Annotated in this window: 23 protein-coding genes, 2 tRNA genes and 3 rRNA genes; 26 read left to right on the plus strand and 2 right to left on the minus strand. The window is 39.5% G+C overall.

Annotated elements, in window-relative coordinates; all coding sequences use genetic code 11:
• The first annotated feature begins 414 nt into the window (after window positions 1-414).
• From A5821_RS15900 to A5821_RS15940, 9 genes are all read left to right on the plus strand, one after another.
• Window positions 415-1,975 (plus strand): 16S ribosomal RNA (locus A5821_RS15900).
• Window positions 1,976-2,058: 83 nt separating this feature from the next.
• Window positions 2,059-2,131: transfer RNA gene (locus tag A5821_RS15905), tRNA-Ala, on the plus strand.
• Window positions 2,132-2,318: 187 nt separating this feature from the next.
• Window positions 2,319-5,230: ribosomal RNA gene (locus A5821_RS15910) — 23S ribosomal RNA — on the plus strand.
• A gap of 94 nt (window positions 5,231-5,324) precedes the next feature.
• Window positions 5,325-5,440, plus strand: a 5S ribosomal RNA gene (gene rrf / locus A5821_RS15915).
• Together the 16S, 23S and 5S rRNA genes with 2 tRNA genes alongside form the textbook arrangement of a ribosomal RNA operon.
• A gap of 10 nt (window positions 5,441-5,450) precedes the next feature.
• Window positions 5,451-5,524 (plus strand) — tRNA-Asn (locus A5821_RS15920).
• 285 nt (window positions 5,525-5,809) lie between these two features.
• On the plus strand, window positions 5,810-6,856 hold the full coding sequence (gene bgsA, locus A5821_RS15925) for a cell wall glycolipid biosynthesis glucosyltransferase BgsA (RefSeq protein WP_086311959.1): 1,047 nt from the start codon (window positions 5,810-5,812) through the stop codon (window positions 6,854-6,856).
• Between the two features lie 21 nt (window positions 6,857-6,877).
• Entirely contained in the window at window positions 6,878-8,101 is a 1,224-nt protein-coding gene (locus A5821_RS15930) for a glycosyltransferase family 4 protein (RefSeq protein WP_086311960.1), read from the plus strand.
• Between the two features lie 75 nt (window positions 8,102-8,176).
• Window positions 8,177-9,067, plus strand: a complete 891-nt coding sequence (locus A5821_RS15935) for an NAD(P)-dependent oxidoreductase (RefSeq protein ID WP_086311961.1) — start codon at window positions 8,177-8,179, stop codon at window positions 9,065-9,067.
• A 100-nt stretch (window positions 9,068-9,167) separates the two neighbouring features.
• The gene (locus A5821_RS15940; protein ID WP_010760442.1) at window positions 9,168-9,398 is read left to right on the plus strand and encodes a YkuJ family protein; all 231 of its coding nucleotides are present in this window, start codon (window positions 9,168-9,170) and stop codon (window positions 9,396-9,398) included.
• A gap of 92 nt (window positions 9,399-9,490) precedes the next feature.
• Here the strand turns inward: A5821_RS15940 and A5821_RS15945 are convergent, their stop codons facing one another.
• On the minus strand, window positions 9,491-9,751 hold the full coding sequence (locus A5821_RS15945; RefSeq protein ID WP_086311962.1) for a hypothetical protein: 261 nt from the start codon (window positions 9,749-9,751) through the stop codon (window positions 9,491-9,493).
• A 454-nt stretch (window positions 9,752-10,205) separates the two neighbouring features.
• Between A5821_RS15945 and A5821_RS15950 the strand changes: the two genes are divergently transcribed.
• The 12 genes from A5821_RS15950 to A5821_RS16005 all read left to right on the plus strand — a co-directional run bounded on the left by A5821_RS15950 (window position 10,206) and on the right by A5821_RS16005 (window position 20,102).
• Entirely contained in the window at window positions 10,206-10,646 is a 441-nt protein-coding gene (locus A5821_RS15950) for a MarR family winged helix-turn-helix transcriptional regulator (RefSeq protein ID WP_170922906.1), read from the plus strand.
• A 15-nt stretch (window positions 10,647-10,661) separates the two neighbouring features.
• A complete protein-coding gene (locus tag A5821_RS15955; RefSeq protein WP_086311964.1) occupies window positions 10,662-11,621 on the plus strand; it encodes a beta-ketoacyl-ACP synthase III in 960 nt (319 codons plus the stop codon).
• A 51-nt stretch (window positions 11,622-11,672) separates the two neighbouring features.
• Window positions 11,673-11,897, plus strand: coding sequence for an acyl carrier protein (locus A5821_RS15960; RefSeq protein WP_010760445.1), 225 nt, complete (start codon window positions 11,673-11,675; stop codon window positions 11,895-11,897).
• 186 nt (window positions 11,898-12,083) lie between these two features.
• Window positions 12,084-13,040: an enoyl-[acyl-carrier-protein] reductase FabK gene (gene fabK / locus A5821_RS15965; RefSeq protein ID WP_086311965.1), complete on the plus strand. Its 957-nt coding sequence runs from the start codon at window positions 12,084-12,086 to the stop codon at window positions 13,038-13,040.
• A gap of 44 nt (window positions 13,041-13,084) precedes the next feature.
• Complete coding sequence (fabD, locus tag A5821_RS15970; RefSeq protein WP_086311966.1) at window positions 13,085-14,014, plus strand: ACP S-malonyltransferase; 930 nt, start codon at window positions 13,085-13,087, stop codon at window positions 14,012-14,014.
• Between the two features lie 3 nt (window positions 14,015-14,017).
• A complete protein-coding gene (fabG, locus tag A5821_RS15975; protein ID WP_086311967.1) occupies window positions 14,018-14,755 on the plus strand; it encodes a 3-oxoacyl-[acyl-carrier-protein] reductase in 738 nt (245 codons plus the stop codon).
• Between the two features lie 26 nt (window positions 14,756-14,781).
• Window positions 14,782-16,017, plus strand: coding sequence for a beta-ketoacyl-ACP synthase II (gene fabF, locus A5821_RS15980; RefSeq protein WP_086311968.1), 1,236 nt, complete (start codon window positions 14,782-14,784; stop codon window positions 16,015-16,017).
• Window position 16,018: 1 nt separating this feature from the next.
• Window positions 16,019-16,510 carry an acetyl-CoA carboxylase biotin carboxyl carrier protein gene (gene accB / locus A5821_RS15985; RefSeq protein ID WP_086311969.1) on the plus strand — a complete coding sequence of 164 codons (492 nt, stop codon included), beginning with the start codon at window positions 16,019-16,021 and terminating at the stop codon, window positions 16,508-16,510.
• Window positions 16,511-16,635: 125 nt separating this feature from the next.
• On the plus strand, window positions 16,636-17,055 hold the full coding sequence (fabZ, locus tag A5821_RS15990; protein WP_010760451.1) for a 3-hydroxyacyl-ACP dehydratase FabZ: 420 nt from the start codon (window positions 16,636-16,638) through the stop codon (window positions 17,053-17,055).
• Window positions 17,056-17,062: 7 nt separating this feature from the next.
• A complete protein-coding gene (locus A5821_RS15995; protein WP_086311970.1) occupies window positions 17,063-18,433 on the plus strand; it encodes an acetyl-CoA carboxylase biotin carboxylase subunit in 1,371 nt (456 codons plus the stop codon).
• A gap of 14 nt (window positions 18,434-18,447) precedes the next feature.
• Window positions 18,448-19,314, plus strand: coding sequence for an acetyl-CoA carboxylase, carboxyltransferase subunit beta (accD, locus tag A5821_RS16000; protein WP_086311971.1), 867 nt, complete (start codon window positions 18,448-18,450; stop codon window positions 19,312-19,314).
• Between the two features lie 2 nt (window positions 19,315-19,316).
• Window positions 19,317-20,102 carry an acetyl-CoA carboxylase carboxyl transferase subunit alpha gene (locus A5821_RS16005; protein ID WP_086311972.1) on the plus strand — a complete coding sequence of 262 codons (786 nt, stop codon included), beginning with the start codon at window positions 19,317-19,319 and terminating at the stop codon, window positions 20,100-20,102.
• Between the two features lie 52 nt (window positions 20,103-20,154).
• Here the strand turns inward: A5821_RS16005 and A5821_RS16010 are convergent, their stop codons facing one another.
• Complete coding sequence (locus A5821_RS16010; protein ID WP_086311973.1) at window positions 20,155-20,547, minus strand: VOC family protein; 393 nt, start codon at window positions 20,545-20,547, stop codon at window positions 20,155-20,157.
• Between the two features lie 219 nt (window positions 20,548-20,766).
• Between A5821_RS16010 and A5821_RS16015 the strand changes: the two genes are divergently transcribed.
• From A5821_RS16015 to yqeK, 5 genes are read left to right on the plus strand one after another with little or no spacing between them, the layout of a single operon-like run.
• Window positions 20,767-21,294 carry a YqeG family HAD IIIA-type phosphatase gene (locus A5821_RS16015; RefSeq protein ID WP_086311974.1) on the plus strand — a complete coding sequence of 176 codons (528 nt, stop codon included), beginning with the start codon at window positions 20,767-20,769 and terminating at the stop codon, window positions 21,292-21,294.
• Window positions 21,291-22,406, plus strand: a complete 1,116-nt coding sequence (gene yqeH, locus A5821_RS16020; protein ID WP_086311975.1) for a ribosome biogenesis GTPase YqeH — start codon at window positions 21,291-21,293, stop codon at window positions 22,404-22,406. Before A5821_RS16015 ends, yqeH begins: the two co-directional genes overlap by 4 nt.
• A gap of 31 nt (window positions 22,407-22,437) precedes the next feature.
• Entirely contained in the window at window positions 22,438-22,749 is a 312-nt protein-coding gene (gene yhbY / locus A5821_RS16025) for a ribosome assembly RNA-binding protein YhbY (protein WP_025873132.1), read from the plus strand.
• Window positions 22,750-22,767: 18 nt separating this feature from the next.
• Complete coding sequence (locus A5821_RS16030; RefSeq protein WP_086311976.1) at window positions 22,768-23,412, plus strand: nicotinate-nucleotide adenylyltransferase; 645 nt, start codon at window positions 22,768-22,770, stop codon at window positions 23,410-23,412.
• Window positions 23,402-24,004 (plus strand): bis(5'-nucleosyl)-tetraphosphatase (symmetrical) YqeK, encoded by a 603-nt coding sequence (gene yqeK / locus A5821_RS16035; protein ID WP_086311977.1) that lies wholly within the window; start codon window positions 23,402-23,404, stop codon window positions 24,002-24,004. The genes A5821_RS16030 and yqeK overlap by 11 nt, the downstream gene beginning before the upstream one ends.
• Window positions 24,005-24,041: the final 37 nt, after the last annotated feature.

The raw sequence follows: 24,041 nt of genomic DNA on the forward strand, positions 1-24,041 counted from the left end.
AGAAAAACTTGTTATATTATATCTTGTCGCAAGGCACTGATGAAATACGCCAAACGACAAAAATAGAATAACATTTCAGGTTTTAAAAAAACTTGAAAAATCAGGAAAAAGTTGTTGACAAATAACAAACAACCTGATAAACTAATGAAGTTGTCGCGAAACATTCGATAACATCAAGCAGAAAAAACTTTGAAACTTTTTTAAAAAAAGTGTTGACATCAAATCGAAGATTTGATATGATATAAAAGTTGCTGCGAGGTAACACAGTAGACCTTTGAAAACTGAACAAAGTAAGACGAACCAAATGTGTAGGTTGTTTTTACAACGGTAAAAACAAACAACAATTTTTAACAAAGCGAAGCAATATGCTAGCAAACAAATGAGCTTAACAATCTTCGGATTGTGTTCAACTTTTATTATGAGAGTTTGATCCTGGCTCAGGACGAACGCTGGCGGCGTGCCTAATACATGCAAGTCGAACGCTTCTTTTCTACCGAGTGCTTGCACTCATTTGAAAAGAGGAGTGGCGGACGGGTGAGTAACACGTGGGTAACCTACCCATCAGAGGGGGATAACACTTGGAAACAGGTGCTAATACCGCATAACAGTCGACACCGCATGGTGTTGATTTGAAAGACGCTTTCGGGTGTCACTGATGGATGGACCCGCGGTGCATTAGCTAGTTGGTGAGGTAACGGCTCACCAAGGCCATGATGCATAGCCGACCTGAGAGGGTGATCGGCCACACTGGGACTGAGACACGGCCCAGACTCCTACGGGAGGCAGCAGTAGGGAATCTTCGGCAATGGACGAAAGTCTGACCGAGCAACGCCGCGTGAGTGAAGAAGGTTTTCGGATCGTAAAACTCTGTTGTTAGAGAAGAACAAGTAGGAGAGTAACTGCTCTTACCTTGACGGTATCTAACCAGAAAGCCACGGCTAACTACGTGCCAGCAGCCGCGGTAATACGTAGGTGGCAAGCGTTGTCCGGATTTATTGGGCGTAAAGCGAGCGCAGGCGGTTTCTTAAGTCTGATGTGAAAGCCCCCGGCTCAACCGGGGAGGGTCATTGGAAACTGGGAGACTTGAGTGCAGAAGAGGAGAGTGGAATTCCATGTGTAGCGGTGAAATGCGTAGATATATGGAGGAACACCAGTGGCGAAGGCGACTCTCTGGTCTGTAACTGACGCTGAGGCTCGAAAGCGTGGGGAGCAAACAGGATTAGATACCCTGGTAGTCCACGCCGTAAACGATGAGTGCTAAGTGTTGGAGGGTTTCCGCCCTTCAGTGCTGCAGCTAACGCATTAAGCACTCCGCCTGGGGAGTACGACCGCAAGGTTGAAACTCAAAGGAATTGACGGGGGCCCGCACAAGCGGTGGAGCATGTGGTTTAATTCGAAGCAACGCGAAGAACCTTACCAGGTCTTGACATCCTTTGACCACTCTAGAGATAGAGCTTTCCCTTCGGGGACAAAGTGACAGGTGGTGCATGGTTGTCGTCAGCTCGTGTCGTGAGATGTTGGGTTAAGTCCCGCAACGAGCGCAACCCTTATTGTTAGTTGCCATCATTCAGTTGGGCACTCTAGCGAGACTGCCGGTGACAAACCGGAGGAAGGTGGGGATGACGTCAAATCATCATGCCCCTTATGACCTGGGCTACACACGTGCTACAATGGGAAGTACAACGAGTCGCTAGGCCGCGAGGTCATGCAAATCTCTTAAAGCTTCTCTCAGTTCGGATTGTAGGCTGCAACTCGCCTACATGAAGCCGGAATCGCTAGTAATCGCGGATCAGCACGCCGCGGTGAATACGTTCCCGGGCCTTGTACACACCGCCCGTCACACCACGAAAGTTTGTAACACCCGAAGTCGGTGAGGTAACCCTTGTGGAGCCAGCCGCCTAAGGTGGGATAGATGATTGGGGTGAAGTCGTAACAAGGTAGCCGTATCGGAAGGTGCGGCTGGATCACCTCCTTTCTAAGGAATATTACGGAAACTTACACATTCGTCGACACTTTGTTCAGTTTTGAGAGGTTTACTCTCAAATTAATAAGTACCACGGGGCCTTAGCTCAGCTGGGAGAGCGCCTGCTTTGCACGCAGGAGGTCAGCGGTTCGATCCCGCTAGGCTCCATTAGTAACCAATGGGTTACTAGTATTGTTCATTGAAAACTGGATATTGAAGTAAAAAAGTAATCAAAACAAACCGAGAACACCGCGTTGAATGAGTTTTTTAATTAAAATAGTTCGAATGCTTATTTTATTGGTGACGCCTCTATCGCTAGAGAAACGAACCAAACAAACTGACCGTAAGGTCATAAGGTTAAGTGAATAAGGGCGCACGGTGGATGCCTTGGCATTAGGAGCCGATGAAGGACGGGACTAACACCGATATGCTTTGGGGAGCTGTAAGTGAGCTATGATCCAGAGATTTCCGAATGGGGAAACCCAACATCTTTTATAGGATGTTACTTGCCAGTGAATACATAGCTGGTTAGAGGTAGACGCAGAGAACTGAAACATCTTAGTACCTGCAGGAAGAGAAAGAAAATTCGATTCCCTGAGTAGCGGCGAGCGAAACGGGAAGAGCCCAAACCAACAAGCTTGCTTGTTGGGGTTGTAGGACTCCGTTGTGGTAGTCTGTCAAGATAGTCGAAGAACCTGGAAAGGTTCGCCAAAGTGGGTAATAGCCCCGTAGACGAAATGTTGGCAACACCTAGGAGGATCCTGAGTACGGCGGAACACGAGAAATTCCGTCGGAATCCGCGGGGACCATCCCGCAAGGCTAAATACTCCCTAATGACCGATAGTGAACCAGTACCGTGAGGGAAAGGTGAAAAGCACCCCGGAAGGGGAGTGAAATAGATCCTGAAACCGTGTGCCTACAACAAGTCAAAGCCCGTTAATGGGTAATGGCGTGCCTTTTGTAGAATGAACCGGCGAGTTACGATTGCATGCGAGGTTAAGGTGAAGAGCCGGAGCCGCAGCGAAAGCGAGTCTGAATAGGGCGAATGAGTATGTAGTCGTAGACCCGAAACCATGTGATCTACCCATGGCCAGGTTGAAGGTGTGGTAAAACGCACTGGAGGACCGAACCCACGTACGTTGAAAAGTGCGGGGATGAGCTGTGGGTAGCGGAGAAATTCCAAACGAACTTGGAGATAGCTGGTTCTCTCCGAAATAGCTTTAGGGCTAGCGTCGAAGTTAAGAATGATGGAGGTAGAGCACTGTTTGGACTAGGGGCCCATCTCGGGTTACCGAATTCAGATAAACTCCGAATGCCATTCATTCATATTCGGCAGTCAGACTGCGAGTGATAAGATCCGTAGTCGAAAGGGAAACAGCCCAGACCACCAGCTAAGGTCCCAAAATATATGTTAAGTGGAAAAGGATGTGGGGTTGCACAGACAACTAGGATGTTGGCTCAGAAGCAGCCACCATTTAAAGAGTGCGTAATAGCTCACTAGTCGAGTGACCCTGCGCCGAAAATGTACCGGGGCTAAACATATTACCGAAGCTGTGGATCACACCTCTGGTGTGATGGTAGGAGAGCGTTCTAAGGGCGTTGAAGGTCGATCGTGAGGACGGCTGGAGCGCTTAGAAGTGAGAATGCCGGTATGAGTAGCGAAAGACGGGTGAGAATCCCGTCCACCGTATGACTAAGGTTTCCTGGGGAAGGCTCGTCCGCCCAGGGTTAGTCGGGACCTAAGCCGAGGCCGATAGGCGTAGGCGATGGACAACAGGTTGATATTCCTGTACCAGTTGTTTTTGTTTGAGCAATGGAGGGACGCAGGAGGCTAAGGAATGCATGCGACTGGAAGTGCATGTCCAAGCAGTAAGTCTTGAGTAGAGTCAAATGCTTTACTCTATACGGACAAGCTGTGATGGGGAGGGAAATAATAGTACCGAAGTTCCTGATGTCACACTGTCAAGAAAAGCTTCTAGTGAGAAAACAACTGCCCGTACCGTAAACCGACACAGGTAGTCGAGGAGAGTATCCTAAGGTGAGCGAGCGAACTCTCGTTAAGGAACTCGGCAAAATGACCCCGTAACTTCGGGAGAAGGGGTGCTGACTTCGGTCAGCCGCAGTGAATAGGCCCAAGCGACTGTTTATCAAAAACACAGGTCTCTGCAAAATCGAAAGATGAAGTATAGGGGCTGACGCCTGCCCGGTGCTGGAAGGTTAAGAGGATGGGTTAGCTTCGGCGAAGCTCAGAATTGAAGCCCCAGTAAACGGCGGCCGTAACTATAACGGTCCTAAGGTAGCGAAATTCCTTGTCGGGTAAGTTCCGACCCGCACGAAAGGCGTAACGATTTGGGCACTGTCTCAACGAGAGACTCGGTGAAATTTTAGTACCTGTGAAGATGCAGGTTACCCGCGACAGGACGGAAAGACCCCATGGAGCTTTACTGTAGCTTGATATTGAGTGTTTGTACCACATGTACAGGATAGGTAGGAGCCGATGAACCCGGAACGCTAGTTTCGGTGGAGGCGCTGGTGGGATACTACCCTTGTGTTATGAACCCTCTAACCCGCACCACTTATCGTGGTGGGAGACAGTGTCAGGTGGGCAGTTTGACTGGGGCGGTCGCCTCCTAAAGAGTAACGGAGGCGCCCAAAGGTTCCCTCAGAATGGTTGGAAATCATTCGCAGAGTGTAAAGGCAGAAGGGAGCTTGACTGCGAGACTTACAAGTCGAGCAGGGACGAAAGTCGGGCTTAGTGATCCGGTGGTTCCGCATGGAAGGGCCATCGCTCAACGGATAAAAGCTACCCTGGGGATAACAGGCTTATCTCCCCCAAGAGTCCACATCGACGGGGAGGTTTGGCACCTCGATGTCGGCTCGTCGCATCCTGGGGCTGTAGTCGGTCCCAAGGGTTGGGCTGTTCGCCCATTAAAGCGGCACGCGAGCTGGGTTCAGAACGTCGTGAGACAGTTCGGTCCCTATCCGTCGCGGGCGTTGGAAATTTGAGAGGAGCTGTCCTTAGTACGAGAGGACCGGGATGGACTTACCGCTGGTGTACCAGTTGTTCTGCCAAGGGCATTGCTGGGTAGCTATGTAGGGAAGGGATAAACGCTGAAAGCATCTAAGTGTGAAGCCCACCTCAAGATGAGATTTCCCATTTCTTTAAGAAAGTAAGACCCCTGAGAGATGATCAGGTAGATAGGTTGGAAGTGGAAGTGCAGTGATGTACGGAGCGGACCAATACTAATCGGTCGAGGACTTAACCAAAGAAACGAAATAAAAAAGTTTTTCGGACTTTTGATTACTACTTCAATCCAGTTTTGAGTGAATAATCACTCAATTTAATAGCAACAACACCCAGTGTGGTGGCGATAGCGAGAAGGATACACCTGTTCCCATGCCGAACACAGAAGTTAAGCTTCTTAGCGCCGATTGTAGTGAAGGGTTTCCCTTTGTGAGAGTAGGACGTCGCCACGCTAGTTGTTATTCCGGCATAGCTCAGTTGGTAGTAGCGCATGACTGTTAATCATGATGTCGTAGGTTCGAGTCCTACTGCCGGAGTAAAAAAACGAAGACTGAATAAGTTTTCGTTTTTTTTTATTTTATTGTAAAATAAATTTTATTATTTGATAGAAACAACAAAAGATGAAATAATGATCTTAAGGAGTAAAATTGCTTATCTTAATCTAACAGTTTTGTCATGTTAATGATCTATTTTGTGGAATAATAGCTTTCATGAGCTATTTTTTGATATAATGTTTGTGATTCGATTAAATTACGACTTTAGATTGAGTGAGGATTCTTTAAGCTATGTTATAATATTTTTAAGAGGTTAGGAGGGGCAACGTGAAGGTTTTATTATATTTTGAAGGTGAGAAAATATTAGCCAAGTCTGGAATAGGACGAGCGTTAGACCATCAGAAGCGTGCACTCTCTGAAGTAGGTATAGAGTATACACTAGACGCTGATTGTACGGATTACGACATTTTACATATTAATACTTATGGAATCAATAGCCATAGTATGGTAAATAAAGCAAAAAAATTAGGGAAAAAGGTCATCTATCACGCCCACTCAACAGAGGAAGACTTCAGAAATTCATTTATCGGGTCCAATCAGGTCTCTCCTTTAGTTAAAAAATACTTAGTTAGTTTGTATTCTAAAGCAGACTATTTGATTACACCTACACCTTACTCTAAGGACTTATTAGAAGGGTATGGAATAACAGTTCCAATTGCTTCAATTTCAAATGGGATTGACTTGAAACGCTTTGAACGTTCTGAAGAAAAAGAGCAAAAATTTAGAGAGTATTTTAAAATAGAAGAAAAACAAAAAGTAATTATTTGTGTAGGTCTTTATTTTGAAAGAAAAGGTATTATTGATTTTGTTGAACTTGCAAGAAGATTTCCTGATTATCGTTTTATCTGGTTTGGACATACGCCTATGTATTCGATCCCTCGGACCATTAGAACAATAGTTAAGGAAGATCATCCTGAAAATGTTTTATTCCCTGGTTACATTAAAGGAGATATCATTGAAGGTGCCTATTCAGCAGCAGATTTATTTTTCTTTCCTTCTTATGAGGAAACAGAAGGAATTGTCATATTAGAGGCTCTGGCTAGTAAACAACAAGTTTTGGTAAGGGACATTCCTGTATATAAAGGCTGGCTTGAAGATAAAGTAAACTGTTATATGGGAAAAACAAATGAAGAATTTTCTTATTTTATTGATGCACTTATTGAAGATAAAATACCGAATACACGCCAAGCAGGTTATGATGTTGCAAAACAAAAAAGTATTGAACGAATCGGTCATGAGTTAAAAAGTGTTTATGAAAAAGTTTTAGGTACTGCAGTAGTAGAACAAGCTGAATGCAAACATCAGGAAAATTAAAAATTAATGGAGGGGAACAAAGTGAAATTTGGTTTCTTTACAGATACATATTTTCCCCAAGTGAGTGGGGTTGCCACATCAATTAAAACACTTAAAGAAGAATTAGAACAAAAAGGACACGAAGTCTATATTTTTACGACGACTGACCCAAATGCAAAAGAATTTGAAGAAGATGTTATTCGGATGCCAAGTGTTCCGTTTGTATCTTTTAAAGATCGTCGGATCGTAGTACGTGGTATGTGGTATGCTTACTTGATTGCGAAAGAATTGGATTTAGATTTGATTCATACTCATACAGAATTTGGGGCTGGTTTGCTAGGAAAAATGGTTGGGAAAAAGCTTAAAATTCCTGTTATTCACACCTATCATACGATGTATGAAGATTATTTACATTATATCGCTAAGGGAAAAGTTGTACGTCCAACTCATGTAAAGTATTTTTCTCGTTTTTTTGCAAATCATACAACTGGTGTTGTTTGTCCAAGTGAAAGAGTTATTGATAAGTTAAAAGAATACGGTGTAACATCACCGATGAGGATTATTCCAACAGGAATCGACATTAAAAAGTTTGAAAGACCAGATATTACAGTTGAGATGAAAACAGCACTTCGAGAAGAGTTGGGATTGACTGAAGACAATATCATGTTATTGTCTTTGAGCCGTATTTCATATGAAAAAAATATTCAAGCAATAGTTAACGGTTTGCCTGCTATTTTTGAACGTTTTTCCAATGCACGTTTCGTGATTGTAGGAGATGGCCCATATGTTGATAAACTGCGCTGTTTAGGTGAAGAACTAGGATTAAGTGATAAGATTCAATTTGTTGGCGAGGTGCCAAATGATCAGGTTGCTATCTATTATAAAGCAGCTGATTACTTCGTCAGTGCATCGACCTCAGAAACACAAGGGCTGACCTATACTGAGGCTATGGCTTCAGGTGTTCCTTGTGTAGTCGAAGGAAATGCCTATTTGAATAATTTATTTGATCATGAAAGTTTAGGTCGGACATTTAAAACAGATTTAGATTTTGCACCAACTTTTATTGACTATGTTGAGTCAGGAATCCAACCAGACGAAGCTGTTTTAAAAGAAAAACTTTATGAAATATCAGCAACTCGTTTTGGAAATGTAATGCTTGAATTCTATGAAGATATGATCAAATACTATGATCAATTGACTTTAGAGAAAGAAGCTGCGGCTTCAATCGAACGAATCAAAGTCAAATTTACATCTTTAAGAAAATAAATGTTAAAACTTCTAGTCTTGGTTTATACTAAGGTTAGAAGTTTTTTGATTAAAAACAATAGGGGGATTATGATAATGCCACAAATTGGATTTATTGGAACTGGAGTCATGGGTGCTGCAATCGTCAGAAATATGATGAAAAAAGGATTAAATGTAAACGTCTATAATCGAACTAAAAGCAAGACTGATGAGCTTGTAAAAGAAGGAGCATTTTGGCAAGATACTCCTGCTGATGTTGTCGCAAATAGCGATATTATATTTACAATGGTAGGCTTTCCAAAAGATGTTGAAACGATTTACTTCGATGAAAATGGCATCTTTTCAAAAGAGATTAAGAATAAGATAGTTGTTGATTTGACTACAAGCACACCAACATTGGCTACAAAGATAGCTGCAAGAGCAAATGAACTGGGTGGAGATGCATTAGACGCTCCTGTATCTGGAGGCGATCTAGGAGCTAAAAACGGGACATTGACCATTATGGTGGGTGGTGATAAAGAAGTCTATGATCAAGTCTTGCCTATTTTTGAGACATTTGGAAAAACTTTTACGTTACACGGAACTTCTGGAAAGGGTCAACATACTAAGATGGCTAATCAGATTATGATTGCAGGTACAATGACTGGAATGACTGAAATGATGGTGTATGCTAATAAAGCTGGTCTAGATTTAAATAAAGTAATTGAAACGTTATCTGGTGGAAGTGCAGCTAACTGGTCGTTAAGTAATTACAGCCAAAGAATTTTAAACGAAAACTATTCTCCTGGATTTTTTGTAAAGCATTTTATCAAAGATTTAAAGATTGCCTTAGATGAAGCTGAGAAATTGAATCTTGAGTTACCCGCTACTAAATTAGCTACAGAACTCTATGAAAAGCTTGCTAATAAAGGATTTGAGGATGATGGAACACAAGCCTTGATCAAGCTTTGGTGGTCAGATGGGAAACAACCATCTGTTAAAAATTAAAGAACAGCAAAAAAATTAAAAAAAATGACGAAAAATCATGCAAGAAAGACAATGTTTTGATACAATGGTACAGAACTAGTTTTTAAAGGGAGGCCCATTTATGAAACATTCACAACTTGTGGCGATTATCAAGCGACTTGAAGCAATGACTGAAGCAACAGACAATGAAATTCAAGTTCGTCGTTTTGAACGTGAAGGTGCAGAAAAATGTATCGTAACTTATGATAAATCAACTGAAACATTCGAATTAACTGAAACTGATTCCCAACAAAGTTATCAATTTGATAATATTGATATTGTTGCGATGGAAATTTATGATTTAATTCAATAATTAGAAAGTTTCAGTAAGTATTTAACAAAAATTAATGATAATAATCGAAAATCCTGTGGCGTACAATTTTGTGCGCCACAGGATTTTTTTATTTATGAAGTTTTTAATTCAGCAAAAATCGCTTTAACGGTTGTTTTTCCTTTTATTCTAAACGCATTAGAACCAGTAAAAATGACTGGAATAGCTTGGTTGAATTCTTTAGCAAAACCATTGACCGTTTCTATAATTTTAATAATCTCTTCATTCATGTGGGCAATACTTTCTTCCAACTTTTCAGCTTTAAATCCTAAATGTCTACCAGCTTTAGGTCCTTCGATTACAAAAAAGTCTGCTGTTTTTTTTATAGCATTCATATTAGCTCTCATTGGTGAGTTTTCAAAAAAGTTCTTCCTGATAGCCGATTTTTGCAGTGGACAGAATAGCAATGCCACCTTTACGTCCGACAGTACCAGCTAATTTAGTCAAACTGAATTCCTCCTTGAACGATAGGAACTTATGCTACAAGTGTATCTAATACTAGGGATTCAAAGACATTATCGTGTTCCGTTCTATTTAATAAATTAGAAATAGTTTGATATTCAAACTAAATGAAATGATAGTAAATTCAGAGAGAACTGCCAAATGTTTTTTAACTATAGTTAAATTGTCAAGATCTACTCTCTTTTTTTGGGTTAAATGATTGATTTTCTTCATCCCATGATTAAGAAAAATTAAAAATTAAAGATTTTACTTGCAATCTTTTTTTATATGCGATATAGTTTGAACATCAAATGATTTGATAATCAAAGTATATGGATGGTGTACACAATGGAACCTAATTTAGAAACAGTCAATGATTATCTTGTCAGTGTTTTTAATGATATTTTGACAATTGAAGAATCTGAATTGAAAAAATCGCAATTCAATGACTTATCCATTACTGAGATGCACACAATTGAAGCAATTGGAATGTATAAGAAGAAAACATCTTCAGAAGTTGCTAAAGAATTGTCAATCACTGTAGGAACATTGACAGTAGCGATTAATAACCTTGTAAAAAAAGGCTATGTTGAGCGCTTACGAAGTGAAGATGATCGCCGAGTAGTCAAGTTAGGTTTGACCAAAAAAGGAAAATTACTTTTTCGTGTTCATCAGCATTTCCATAGAGAAATGGTCAAAAGAATTTTGAATGGAATGGATAAAGCAGAAGAAAAAGCTTTATTAAAAGCATTGAAAAATCTTCATGATTTCTTAAAGGAATATAAATAAAAAGTGAGGATCAAGATGAATCAATACGCGAAAATAACTTGTACGAGCCGTTATGTTCCTGAAAATGCTGTATCAAATGATCATCTTTCAACGATGATGGATACCTCAGATGAATGGATTTCTAGTCGAACAGGCATACGCTCAAGAAATATTACTACGAATGAAAATACTTCGGATTTATGTATTAAAGTAGCTGAAAAGCTATTGGAAAAATCTGGTAGAAAAGCAGAAGATTTAGATTTTATTCTTGTCGCAACAATGACACCAGATTATGGTACACCTTCTGTAGCTTGTCTTGTTCAAGGAAGTATTTCGGCCACACATGCTTTTGCTTTCGACGTCAGTGCAGCGTGTACAGGTTTTGTTTATGCATTAAGTGTGGGAGAAAAATTAATTCGTACTGGTCATAAATTAGGAATGATCATTGGTGGAGAGACATTATCAAAAGTTCTTGATTGGAACGACCGTAGTACAGCTGTATTATTTGGAGATGGCGCGGCAGGTGTACTCATTGAAGCTAGTGATGAAGAACATTTCCTCAAAGAAAAACTTCAATCTGATGGAAAAAGAGGAAAGTCACTGACTTCCGGCTATGTAGAGAATAAAAGTCCTTTTTATTCTGGAGTATCTGAAGGCTCAGCATATTTACAAATGACGGGTAGAGATATCTATGATTTTTCATTAAACGATGTGACCAGAAATATTCAGGAAATTGTTGAAGACGATGTTGATTATTTATTGTTGCATCAAGCCAATAAACGCATCATTGAGAAAATATCAAAAAAACTCAAAGTTCCAAGAGAAAAATTTCTCACAAATATGGAACATAATGGTAATACATCTGGTGCAAGTATTCCGTTGTTATTAGATGAGTCAATAGAAAAGGGAGTGCTTCAATTAGGCTCCAAACAAAAAATTGTGTTAACAGGCTACGGCGGCGGTTTAACGTGGGGATCAATCCTCTTAACGCTGTAAAACCTGTAACTATATAAACTAAAAAAAGAAAATTATTGGAGGAATATACACATGGTATTCGAAAAAATTCAAGCAATTATTGTAGAAGAATTAGGTAAAGAACCTGAGGAAGTAAAATTAACAACAAACATTCAAGAAGAATTAGATGCGGATAGCTTAGACTTATTCCAAATCATTAATGAAATCGAAGATGCATTTGATATTAAAATTGAATCTGAAGATGGTATCACTACTGTTCAAGATTTGGTAACATACGTAGAAAAACAAAAAGCGTAATAATTAAAGCGATTAGGTAAAATAAAAAGTTGGATGAGCAAGTCTTTCTGTGATTCTCAACAATTGCTGAAAAGCCTTGCTTTTTTCACACCGCTCGTTGGAATTAAAAAAGCTGGTACTAAACTTATAGGGTTTTGTTCCAGCTCTTTTTTGATTAATGATTCTAGGATTTTAAGGATGTAATTTATGCAATCAAAGATATGTGAGCTGATCGAAATTGAATACCCCATTTTTCAAGGGGGCATGGCGTGGATTGCAGATGCTTCTTTAGCGGGTGCTGTTTCTGAAGCTGGGGGTTTAGGCATCATTGCTGGAGGCAATGCGCCAAAAGAAGTTGTTCAAGCTGAGATTAAGAAAATCAAAAAAATAACAGATAAACCATTTGGCGTCAATATTATGTTGTTATCGCCATTTGCACAAGATATTGTGGATTTAGTTTGTGAAGAGAACGTACCAGTAGTTACTACAGGAGCGGGGAATCCTAGCAAATATATGGCTCGTTTTAAAGAACATAAAATTAAAGTAATTCCAGTGATTCCTTCTGTTGCATTAGGTGTTCGAATGGAGAAAATTGGAGCAGATGCAGTGATAGTTGAAGGGATGGAAGCTGGAGGACATATAGGGAAACTGACGACAATGAGTATTGTACCGCAAGTTGTAGATGCGTTGACTATTCCAGTTATTGCCGCAGGTGGGATTGGTGATGGTCGCGGAATGGCAGCTGCACTAATGTTAGGCGCAGATGCAGTTCAAGTTGGTACGCGTTTTTTAGTTGCAAAAGAGTGTACAGTACATGAAAATTATAAGGCAAGGATCATCAAAGCCAGAGATGTCGATACAACTGTTACTTGCCAACATTTTGGGCATCCTGTGAGAGCAATCAAAAATAAGTTAACCAATGAATATGATCGCTTAGAAAAAATAGAACTAAGAAAAGCCAATCCAGATCTCGTGCAATTTGATGAATTAGGTCAAGGGGCATTGCGTAAAGCAGTTGTAGATGGAGATGTGAATCATGGATCGATTATGGCCGGACAAATTGCAGGTCTTGTAACAAAAGAAGAAACTGCAAAAGAAATTATTGAATCTTATATTAGTGAAACAAAGAAAGTTATGGCCGCTGAATGCAGTCGCTGGCTGTAAGAACGATTAAATTTATCTAGCATTTAATGTAAGGGAGTAAAGTAATGAAGACAGCTTTTTTATTTAGTGGGCAAGGTGCTCAGTATATTGGAATGGGTAAAGAATTATTTGATCAAGAGATGATTGTTCGCGAAACATTTCAAGAAGCAAGCGATGCTCTAGGTTATGATATGGCAGAGCTTTGTTTTACTGAAAATGACAAGTTAAACGAAACAATGTACACACAACCCGCGATTTTAACAGTTAGTGTTGCTTTTTATCGTCTTTTGAATGCTAAAGGATATCAGCCGGATATTGTAGCAGGATTAAGTCTTGGAGAATACAGTGCACTTGTTGCTAGTGGTGCGATTCCATTTAAAGAAGCTGTTCAACTAGTGGCTAAAAGAGGTAAATTCATGGCTGAGGCTGCGCCATCTGGAACAGGTAAAATGGTTGCAGTAATGAATGCAGATCGTTCATTGATTGAAGAATGCTGTCAAAAGGCAAGTTCTTTTGGAATCGTGTCTCCTGCAAACTATAATACACCTCAACAAATCGTGATTGGTGGCGAAACACTTGCTGTTGATAAAGCTGTCGAGTTATTAACAGAAGCGGGAGTGAAGCGGACGGTCACGCTAAAGGTCAGCGGTCCTTTTCATACAGCACTATTAAAACCTGCTTCTGAAAGATTAGCAGCTGAACTGAAAAAAATAAATTTTGCAGAAATGACGATTCCTGTGATAAGTAATACTACAGCACAAGTAATGGAGCAAACAGAGATCAAAGAGTTATTAGAAAAACAAGTCATGTCTGCTGTTCGTTTTGCTGATAGTATCGAAACAATTAAAAAAATGAATGTTGATGTAATTATAGAAGTTGGACCAGGTAAAACATTGACTGGTTTTATCAAGAAAATCGATAAAGAAATCAACACAGCTCGTGTCGAAGATGAAAAAACATTGTCTGAAGCGCAAGCACTGTTGGACGGGAGGTAACGAATGGATTTAAAAGGAAAGAACGTTTTTGTTACAGGGAGTACGCGTGGCATTGGTAAAGCTGTTGCTTTAGCTTTTGCAAAAGAAGGCGCCAATATTGCCCTAAATGGACGTGGAGAAATCAGCACTGATTTAATTGCAGAAATAGAATCTTTTGGCGTTAAATGTATCGGTGTTTCTGGAGATATTGCTAATTTTGAGTCTGCTGGAGAAATGATTCAAGCTATTGTTGATGGCTTAGGCTCGATTGATATTTTAGTGAATAACGCAGGGATTACTAATGACAAACTATTATTGAGAATGTCTGAAGAAGACTTTACTCGCTGTATTCAAATTAACTTAACGGGAACATTCAATATGACACAACATGCAATCAAAAAGATGATGAAACAGCGTAGTGGAAGTATTATCAACATGTCTAGTGTTGTCGGTCTGATGGGGAATATTGGTCAGGCTAATTATGCTGCAAGTAAAGCTGGGGTCATCGGTTTAACAAAATCTGTAGCCAGAGAAGTTGCTGCACGTGGCATTACATGTAACGCTATTGCGCCAGGTTTTATTGAAACAGAAATGACAGAAGTGTTATCTGATAAAGTCAAAGAACAAATGAATCAACAAATTCCATTGCAATCTTTTGGTCAAGTGGAAGATGTTGCGAATACAGCTATCTTTTTAGCAAAAAGCCCGTATATTACAGGACAAGTCTTGAATGTAGATGGCGGTTTAGTCATGCACGGCTAATGAATAAGCATGAAAGGAGCGGTTGAATGAATCGCGTAGTTATTACAGGTTATGGTGTAGCATCTCCAATTGGGAATGATGCAGAAACCTTTTTAGAAAGTTTACAAACAGGGAAAAACGGGATTGGTCCAATTACAAAGTTTGATGCAGATGAGACGGGTATTACATTAGCGGCAGAAGTAAAGGATTTTCCTTTTGATAAGTATTTTGCCAAAAAAGATGCTAAACGAATGGATATGTTTTCTCTCTTTGGTATTTATGCAGCATTAGAAGCAATGGAAATGAGTAGATTGGATATAGATGAAATAGATGTTGATCGTTTTGGTGTTATGGTAGGTTCTGGGATCGGTGGACTTCAAACCATACAAGATCAGGTGACCCGAATGCGTGAAAAAGGACCTAAAAGAGTGGCACCTTTATTTATACCAATGGCCATTGGAAATATGGCTGCAGGCAATATCGCTTTACGTGTAGGAGCAAGAGGAACATGTACCGCAACTGTCACCGCTTGTGCTACAGCGAATAACTCAATTGGTGAGGCTTTTAGAAATATTAAACATGGGTATTCAGATGTAATACTAGCAGGAGGAACCGAAGCCTCAATTACCGAAATAGGCATTGCAGGTTTTGCATCATTAACAGCCGTTACCTCAGAAGAAAATCCAAATAGAGGGTCGATTCCTTTTGATAAAGACCGCAGTGGTTTTGTGATGGGAGAAGGAGCGGGGATTTTAGTTCTCGAGTCTTTGGAACATGCACAAAATAGAGGCGCCAAAATCTTGGGTGAAATTGTTGGATATGGTTCAAATTGTGATGCATATCATATGACATCACCTAGACCTGATGGAAGTGGAGCTGCTAAAGCTATGAGACTGGCAATTGATGAAGCGACAATCGAAGCTTCTAAAATAGGTTACATCAATGCTCACGGCACAAGTACACCATCAAATGATGTTGCAGAAACCAAAGCCATTCAAACGGCATTGGGTGAAGCTTCTAAAAATGTTCGTGTCAGCAGTACGAAAAGTATGACAGGACATGCATTAGGTGCAACCGGTGGTATTGAAGCAATTGCTACTTTGAATGCTTTACAACATCAATTTATTCCACCAACGATCAATATTGAGCAAGTGGATGAAGCCATCGAAATCGATATTGTCACCAATGAAAGTCAAAAACATACATTTGATTATGCTTTAACAAATTCTTTTGGCTTTGGTGGTCATAATGCAGTACTTTGTTTAAAACGTTGGGAGGATTAAGATGAATATCAATGAAGTAAAAGAGTTATTATCACAATTTGATCAATCAACACTAACAGAATTTGACCTTAAAGAAGGTTCTTTTGGTCTTTATATGAATAAAAATAAAGTGGCACTAAAATCATCAAATGAAGTAAAACAAGCAGCTGACAGCAACATAGTAAGCCAAGGAACAGCAGAAGTTTCTAGTCAAACAGTAGAAGTGAAAGAAACTGTAAATGAGACTGTAAAAAATGAAACAAAACCGGAAAACACAGAAGAAGTCATTTCTCCAATTGTCGGGATTGTGTACTTAAAACCTGCTCCAGATAAAGAAAACTTTAAGCAAGTAGGAGATTCAGTGAAAAAAGGTGAGGTCATTTGTATTGTAGAAGCGATGAAGCTTATGAATGAAATCACGTCCACTGTAGATGGTGTAATCAGTGAAGTGTTGGTACAAAATGAGGATGTTGTTGAATTTAATCAACCGCTATTCCGTGTAGCGACTTCTTAGAATTAAATTTACTGCAGAAATAATATAAAGACAAATAAAGAATCAACGAACACTTCATTCGTTGTACTGTTTAACATCAGCTCATAAAAAATATCCGCTGTATTTCACAGCAAAGGAGTGTAGCTATGAACATTCAAGAAATCAAAGAAATTATTCCCCATCGTTATCCTTTTTTACTGTTAGACACAGTTGAAGAAATCGTCGTGGGTGAAAAAGTTATTGCCAAAAAAAATGTTACGATCAATGAACCTTTTTTTCAAGGGCATTTTCCAGGAGAGCCTGTTATGCCGGGGGTTTTGATTCTTGAAGCGTTAGCTCAAGCAGGCGCGGTAGCATTGCTGTCTATGCCAGATTTTAAGGGTAAAACAGCTTATTTTGGTGGTATCGATAAAGCTAAATTTAGACAAAAAGTTGTTCCAGGTGATACTTTGATGTTAGAAGTAGAAATTATGAAAGTAAAATCAATAGCCGGTATTGGCAAAGGAACTGCGACTGTGAACGGGAAAAAAGTAGCGGAAGCAGAATTGACCTTTATGATTGGATAGGTGAGCTATGTTTTCAAAAGTTTTAATTGCAAATAGAGGAGAAATCGCAGTTCGGATCATTCGTGCATGTCGTGAATTAGGCGTGCAGACTGTTGCCGTATACTCTGAAGCGGATAAAGAAGCGTTACACACACAACTTGCAGATGAAGCGATTTGCATAGGTCCTGCGAAAGCGGCAGACTCTTATTTAAATGTTCAAAGTGTTTTAAGTGCGGCTATCGTAACGAACGCAGAAGCGATTCACCCTGGTTTTGGTTTCTTATCAGAAAACAGCCAATTTGCGGCAATGTGTGAAGAATGCAATATTACTTTTATCGGTCCAAAAGCAGCAACGATTGATGCAATGGGCAATAAAATCAATGCACGTGAATTGATGCAAAAAGCCAAAGTTCCAGTTATTCCTGGAAGCACTGGTGTGATCAGTTCTGTTGAGGAAGCTTTAAAAATTGCTGATGATATAGGTTATCCTGTTATGCTGAAAGCAGCAGCTGGCGGTGGTGGTAAGGGAATTCGTAAAGTGATGAGTAAAGAAGAACTACCTCAGCACTTTACTTCTGCTCAACAAGAAGCAAAAGCAGCTTTTGGTAATGATGATATGTACTTGGAAAAAATTATTTATCCAGCACGTCATATCGAAGTACAAATTTTAGGTGATCAGTATGGGCATGTGATTCATTTGGGCGAAAGAGATTGTTCTTTACAAAGAAATAATCAAAAAGTTCTTGAAGAATCACCATCGATCGCAATCTCACCTGAAAAACGTCAATTATTAGGTGAAACGGCTGTGCGTGCAGCAAAAGCTGTTCATTATGAAAATGCTGGAACAATCGAATTTTTGATGGATAAATCTGGTGAATTTTATTTTATGGAAATGAATACTCGAATTCAAGTTGAACATCCTGTTACTGAAATGGTGACAGGGATCGATCTTGTCAAAGCACAGTTACAAGTGGCTTCTGGTGAAGAATTAGCGTATACACAAGAAGATATCATGATTTCAGGTCATGCGATTGAATGTCGGATCAATGCTGAAAATCCTGCCTTTAATTTTGCGCCTTCTCCTGGGAAAATCAAGAATTTGTTGCTTCCAAGTGGCGGAATGGGATTAAGAGTTGATAGTGCGATGTATTCAGGCTATACGATTCCGCCTTACTATGATTCAATGATCGCTAAAGTGATTGTACATGGAAATGACCGGATGGATGCGCTGATGAAGATGCAGCGGGCGTTACATGAGATCGTAACAGAGGGGATCATCACGAATGCAGAATTTCAGCTAGATCTTATTACACATGAAAATGTATTAGCTGGTGAGTATGATACGAGTTTTTTACAAGAAACATTTTTACCAAATTGGGAACCAGAAAGCGATAATTAAAAAGGAGCAGGTGTATGGCTTTATTTAAAAAGAAAAACTACATTCGAATCAATCCAAATCGCCCGGGCGACCAATCTTCTGTAAAAAAACCTGCAGTTCCAGATAACATGTGGGCTAAATGCCCTTGTTGCAAACGTACGTTATACACAAAAGATATGGGGGCAGAAAAAGTCTGCCCTTATTGCGGTTATAGCTTTAGAATCGGTGCTTGGGAACGTCTTGCATTGACGGTAGATGAGAAGAGTTTTGAAGAATGGGATACAGATTTAGTCACTAAAGATCCGTTGGATTTTCCTGATTATTTGGATAAAATTGCTATTATGCAGGAAAAGACAGAATTACATGAAGCAGTATTGACGGGGAAAGCTAAAATCGACGGCCAAGAAATCGGTATTGGTGTGATGGACGCCAATTTTATTATGGGAAGTATGGGAACTGTTGTAGGCGAGAAAATCACTCGTTTATTTGAACGAGCAACAGAACAGCGCTTGCCGGTGATCATTTTTACAGCTTCAGGTGGAGCACGAATGCAGGAAGGGATTTTTTCTCTGATGCAAATGGCAAAAATCTCTGGTGCACTTAAACGACATAGTAATGCAGGTTTACTGTATATTACTGTATTGACGGATCCAACAACTGGCGGTGTCACGGCTAGTTTTGCGATGGATGGCGACGTTATTTTAGCTGAACCTCAAAGTTTGATTGGGTTTGCAGGTCGTCGAGTGATCGAACAAACGATTCGTCAAGAGCTACCAGATGATTTCCAAAAAGCTGAATTTTTATTGGATCATGGATTTGTTGATAAAATTGTTCCTAGAAATCAGTTGCAGGAAGTACTTAGTAGATTAGTCAAGATTCATACGATGAAAGGGTGGAAATAGCGATGGAAAAAACAGCCAATGATATTGTCACTCTAGCTCGAGCACAGGATCGTTATACTACCTTAGAGTATATTGCTGCCATCTTTGATGACTTTATTGAATTTCATGGAGACCGTTATTTTGGCGATGATTTAGCTGTTGTAGGTGGTGTTGCAACATTAGAAGAAAAACCTGTAACAGTTGTTGGAATTCAAAAAGGACGTAACTTACCTGAAAATATTGAGCGGAATTTTGGTGCACCGCATCCAGAAGGTTATCGTAAAGCCTTGCGTTTAATGAAGCAAGCAGAAAAATTTGGCCGTCCGGTTGTTACGTTTATCAATACTGCTGGCGCTTATTGCGGAATTGAAGCGGAAGAACGTGGTGAAGGGGAAGCAATCGCTCGAAATTTGATAGAAATGGCTGATTTAAGTGTGCCAATCATCGCAATCATCATTGGTGAAGGTGGCAGTGGTGGCGCATTAGCACTTGCTGTAGCAGATGAAGTTTGGATGCTGGAGCATACGATTTACGCGGTATTATCACCAGAGGGATTTGCCTCGATTCTCTGGAAAGACGGAAGTCGAGCTAAAGAAGCCGCAGAATTAATGAAAATTACAGCGACAGAGCTAAAAGAATTAACAATCATTGATCGAGTGATTCCAGAAGAAATGAATGGTGAAGTATTAGAACAATCGAAGATTAATCGAATGATACAAAAAGCCCTTATTAGTAAATTTTCTGAGCTTTCCAAACTGGAAACAGGAACCTTATTGGACAATCGCTATCAACGCTTTCGTAAATATTGAGTATAAAAAATGGAGCAAGCCCAATTTGGCTTGCTCCATTTTTATATATGCATTAATCCGTATAAACTTCAGAAATCGACCAAACAAAGCCAAAAGGGTCTTTAATATTTGCTACTTTAAATTTCTCAGGAACAATGGTGATCGGCATTTCTAGATTAAAACCTGAATTTAATGCTTTTTCAACAAGTTCTTCCACATTATCACAGATTAACTGAATGCAAAATGGTGTTCCTTGTAATGTCAAAGGGGATTTTCCACCACTTTCTGGTTGTTCATCTGCCAGAGCAAAGAGGCTTTCTCCAATACTAAAACGTCCAGATTTTATTTTATCTGTAACCGATAGTTCTATTTTCTTTGCATCAAATATTTTTTCATAAAGTGTCATCGCTATCTCTGTATCTGGAACAAAGAGATTGATAGATGCTTTTTTTATATTGACCGTCATTAAATTCCCTCACTTCATTTTTTACTTTAGAAGAAGTTTAGCACATTAATAGGTACTTGAGAAAAATAGTGATTGTTAGTTATATTTTGAATGAGCGAAATTATGGTTGGCATTTATAGAATTTTTTAGGAAAATGCAGTATAATACAAATTGGAGGAGTGCTAGCTTAGTACTCCTTTCATTATGAGAAAGTTCATCGTGGAGATGAGAGGAGTTACTATGTTTTTAAAATTTAAACCAACTTGGATGGTCGATGCGATTTATAAAATCACGCCGAACCAATTAAAAAAATTAGGAATCAAAGCTGTGTTGACAGATTTGGACAATACTTTGATCGCTTGGGATAATCCAGATGGAACGGAAGAGTTATTGACGTGGATTCTAGAAATGAAAAATGCAGGAATTCCAGTTGTGGTCGTTTCAAATAATAAATCTAGCCGTATCAAACGTGCGGTAGAAAAATTTGATCTAGAGTATGTATCTAGAGCATTGAAGCCTTCTACAAGAGGGTTCAGAGAAGCTGAAAAAAGACTGCAGTTAAAACCAGAAGAACTAGTGATGGTCGGTGATCAGATCATGACAGACATTCGTGGGGCAAATGCTGCTGGGATCAGAAATATTTTAGTTCGTCCAATCGTTGATACAGACGGGTGGAATACACGAATCAATCGTTTTTTTGAACGGAAAATCATGAAACATTTAGCGAAGAAGCATCCAGATATGATATGGAAAGGCGGGCTAGAATGAGTGAGCAAGAAGCAATTCACTGCATCGGTTGTGGTGCGGTCATTCAAACAGAACACCCAAATGAGTTAGGTTATACGCCAAGAGCAGCATTTGAAAAGGGAATGGAGACTGGGGAAGTTTATTGCCAACGCTGTTTTCGTTTAAGACATTACAATGATATTCAAGACGTTCAATTGACGGATGATGATTTTTTACGTTTGTTAAATGAATTGGGCAAAGAAGATGCATTGATCGTAAATGTCGTTGATATTTTTGATTTTAATGGTTCGCTGATTCCTGGGTTACATCGTTTTATCGGTGATAATCCTGTTTTGATGGTAGGAAACAAGGTCGACATTCTGCCGAAATCATTAAAGAAACCTAAAATGATCCAATGGATGAGAGAACGCGCCCATGAAGAAGGTTTGCGTCCTGTTGACGTTTTGTTGACTAGTGCCAAGAAACCTCAAGAAATGGAAAACTTACTTGAGACGATCGAAAAATACCGTGAAGGTAAAGATGTATATGTAGTTGGGGTGACAAATGTTGGGAAATCAACGTTGATCAATCAAATCATTAAGCAGACTGCTGGTGTTCAAGATGTTATTACAACATCACAATTTCCTGGAACGACATTGGACAAAATTGAAATTCCCTTAGATGATGGACATTTCTTGATCGATACACCAGGAATCATTCATCGTCATCAAATGGCGCATTATCTTGGGAAAAAAGATTTAAAAATCATTGCGCCACAAAAAGAAATCAAGCCCAAAGTGTATCAATTAAATCCTGAACAAACACTATTTCTTGGCGGCTTGGCTCGTTTTGATTTCATTCAGGGAGAGCGTAGTTCATTTATTGCTTATGTGTCAAATGATTTATCGATCCACCGTACTAAATCAGTTACAGCTGATGCCTTTTACGAAAAACATGTGGGCGGATTATTGCAACCACCACGTCCAGATGAAGTGACGGCATTTCCAGAGTTGGTTCGCTTTGAATTTTCAATTAAAGAGAAGACAGATATTGTGTTTGCTGGACTTGGCTGGATCACAGTAACAGAACCATGTGTAGTTGCTGGCTGGGCTCCAAAAGGTGTCGATGTGTTAAGAAGAAAAGCCTTGATTTAATAAGAGATAGGAACAGAGAGAAGGAAAATTAGTGGATTTAAGAGGAAAGCAAAAGCGTTTTTTACGTAGTCAAGCGCACCATTTACAACCGATTTTTCAAATTGGTAAAGGCGGGTTAAATTCTGCGATGGTGGTACAAATCAATGAAGCATTAGAAAAACGTGAATTGATCAAAGTCACATTATTACAAAATACCGATGAAATCGCTGAAGATGTAGCCGCTGCATTAAAAGCAGATATTCATTGTGATATCGTTCAAATCATTGGTCGTGTATTAGTTTTATTTAAACCATCATCTAACGAAAAATATCAAAAGATCTCTAAAGAAGTTAAAGCAATTTAAAACTTGGAGGTAAGAAAAATGGGGACAAATACGAATGCAGCATTAAAAGCAGAAGTAATTGTAGAAGAAGCAGAGCTTTTTCAAAAGCGTAAACAGGTAGGAATTTTAGGCGGGAATTTTAATCCGGTTCATTTGGCACATTTAGTAATGGCCGATCAAGTACAACAACAGCTTGGGTTGGACAAAGTCTATTTGATGCCTACTTATTTACCGCCTCATGTAGATGAAAAAAAGACGATAGATAGTAAACATCGATTAGCAATGTTGGAACTTGCAATTGCTGACAATCATAATTTAGCTGTTGAGCCTATCGAATTGTTCCGAAAAGGAAAAAGTTACACATATGACACAATGAAAGCTTTAACACAAAATAACCCAGATACAGATTACTATTTTATCATTGGCGGAGACATGGTAGAATATTTACCAAAGTGGCATAAAATTGATGAATTATTGACCTTAACAAGTTTTGTCGGTATTCGTCGTCCGCATTATGGAACGATTACCCCTTATCCAATCATTTGGGTAGATGTTCCGCAAATGGATATTAGTTCCACACTGATTCGCGAAAAAATCAACAATGGTTGTTCAGCACGCTACTTATTGCCTGATAGTGTGATACACTATATAGAAGAGAAGGGGCTGTATGTAGATGGATTTTAGCGGAAAATATACGACGTTTAAACGAGAAGAACTGATGCAAAAAGTCCAGATGCATATGAGTGAGCGCCGTTTTAAACATGTTTTAGGTGTTGAAGAAATGGCTGTGGCGCTTGCGGCTAAATATGGTGCCTCAGAAGAAAAAGCAAGTATTGCGGCTTTGACCCACGATTATGCTAAAGAACGTCCAGATGAAGAATTTCAGCTAATCATACAGCGTGATGGCTACGATCAAGATTTACTGGATTATGGCAATGCGATTTGGCATGGTCTTGTCGGTGCGAGTATGGTTCAACGAGAACTTGGAATTGACGATGAAGAAATTTTAGAAGCAATTCGACTGCATACGACAGGTGCTGCTAAAATGAGTTTACTAGATAAAATTATTTATGTTGCAGACTATATCGAACCAGGTCGGAATTTTCCTGGTGTAAAAGAAGCGCGAGAACTTGCTTTAGTTGATTTGGATGAAGCAGTTGCTTACGAAACAAAACATACCTTGTTACATCTTATTGAACAAGAGCAAAAAATTTATCCTAAAACAATTGAGACATATAATTATTGGGTAGTAGGAAAAGCTGAGCAGAGCAATTAGCTCTTTAGAGATTAAGGAAACTGATCATGGGAGGTTA

Source organism: Enterococcus sp. 7F3_DIV0205 (assembly GCF_002141365.2).
Taxonomy (GTDB): Bacteria; Bacillota; Bacilli; order Lactobacillales; family Enterococcaceae; genus Enterococcus_L; species Enterococcus_L palustris.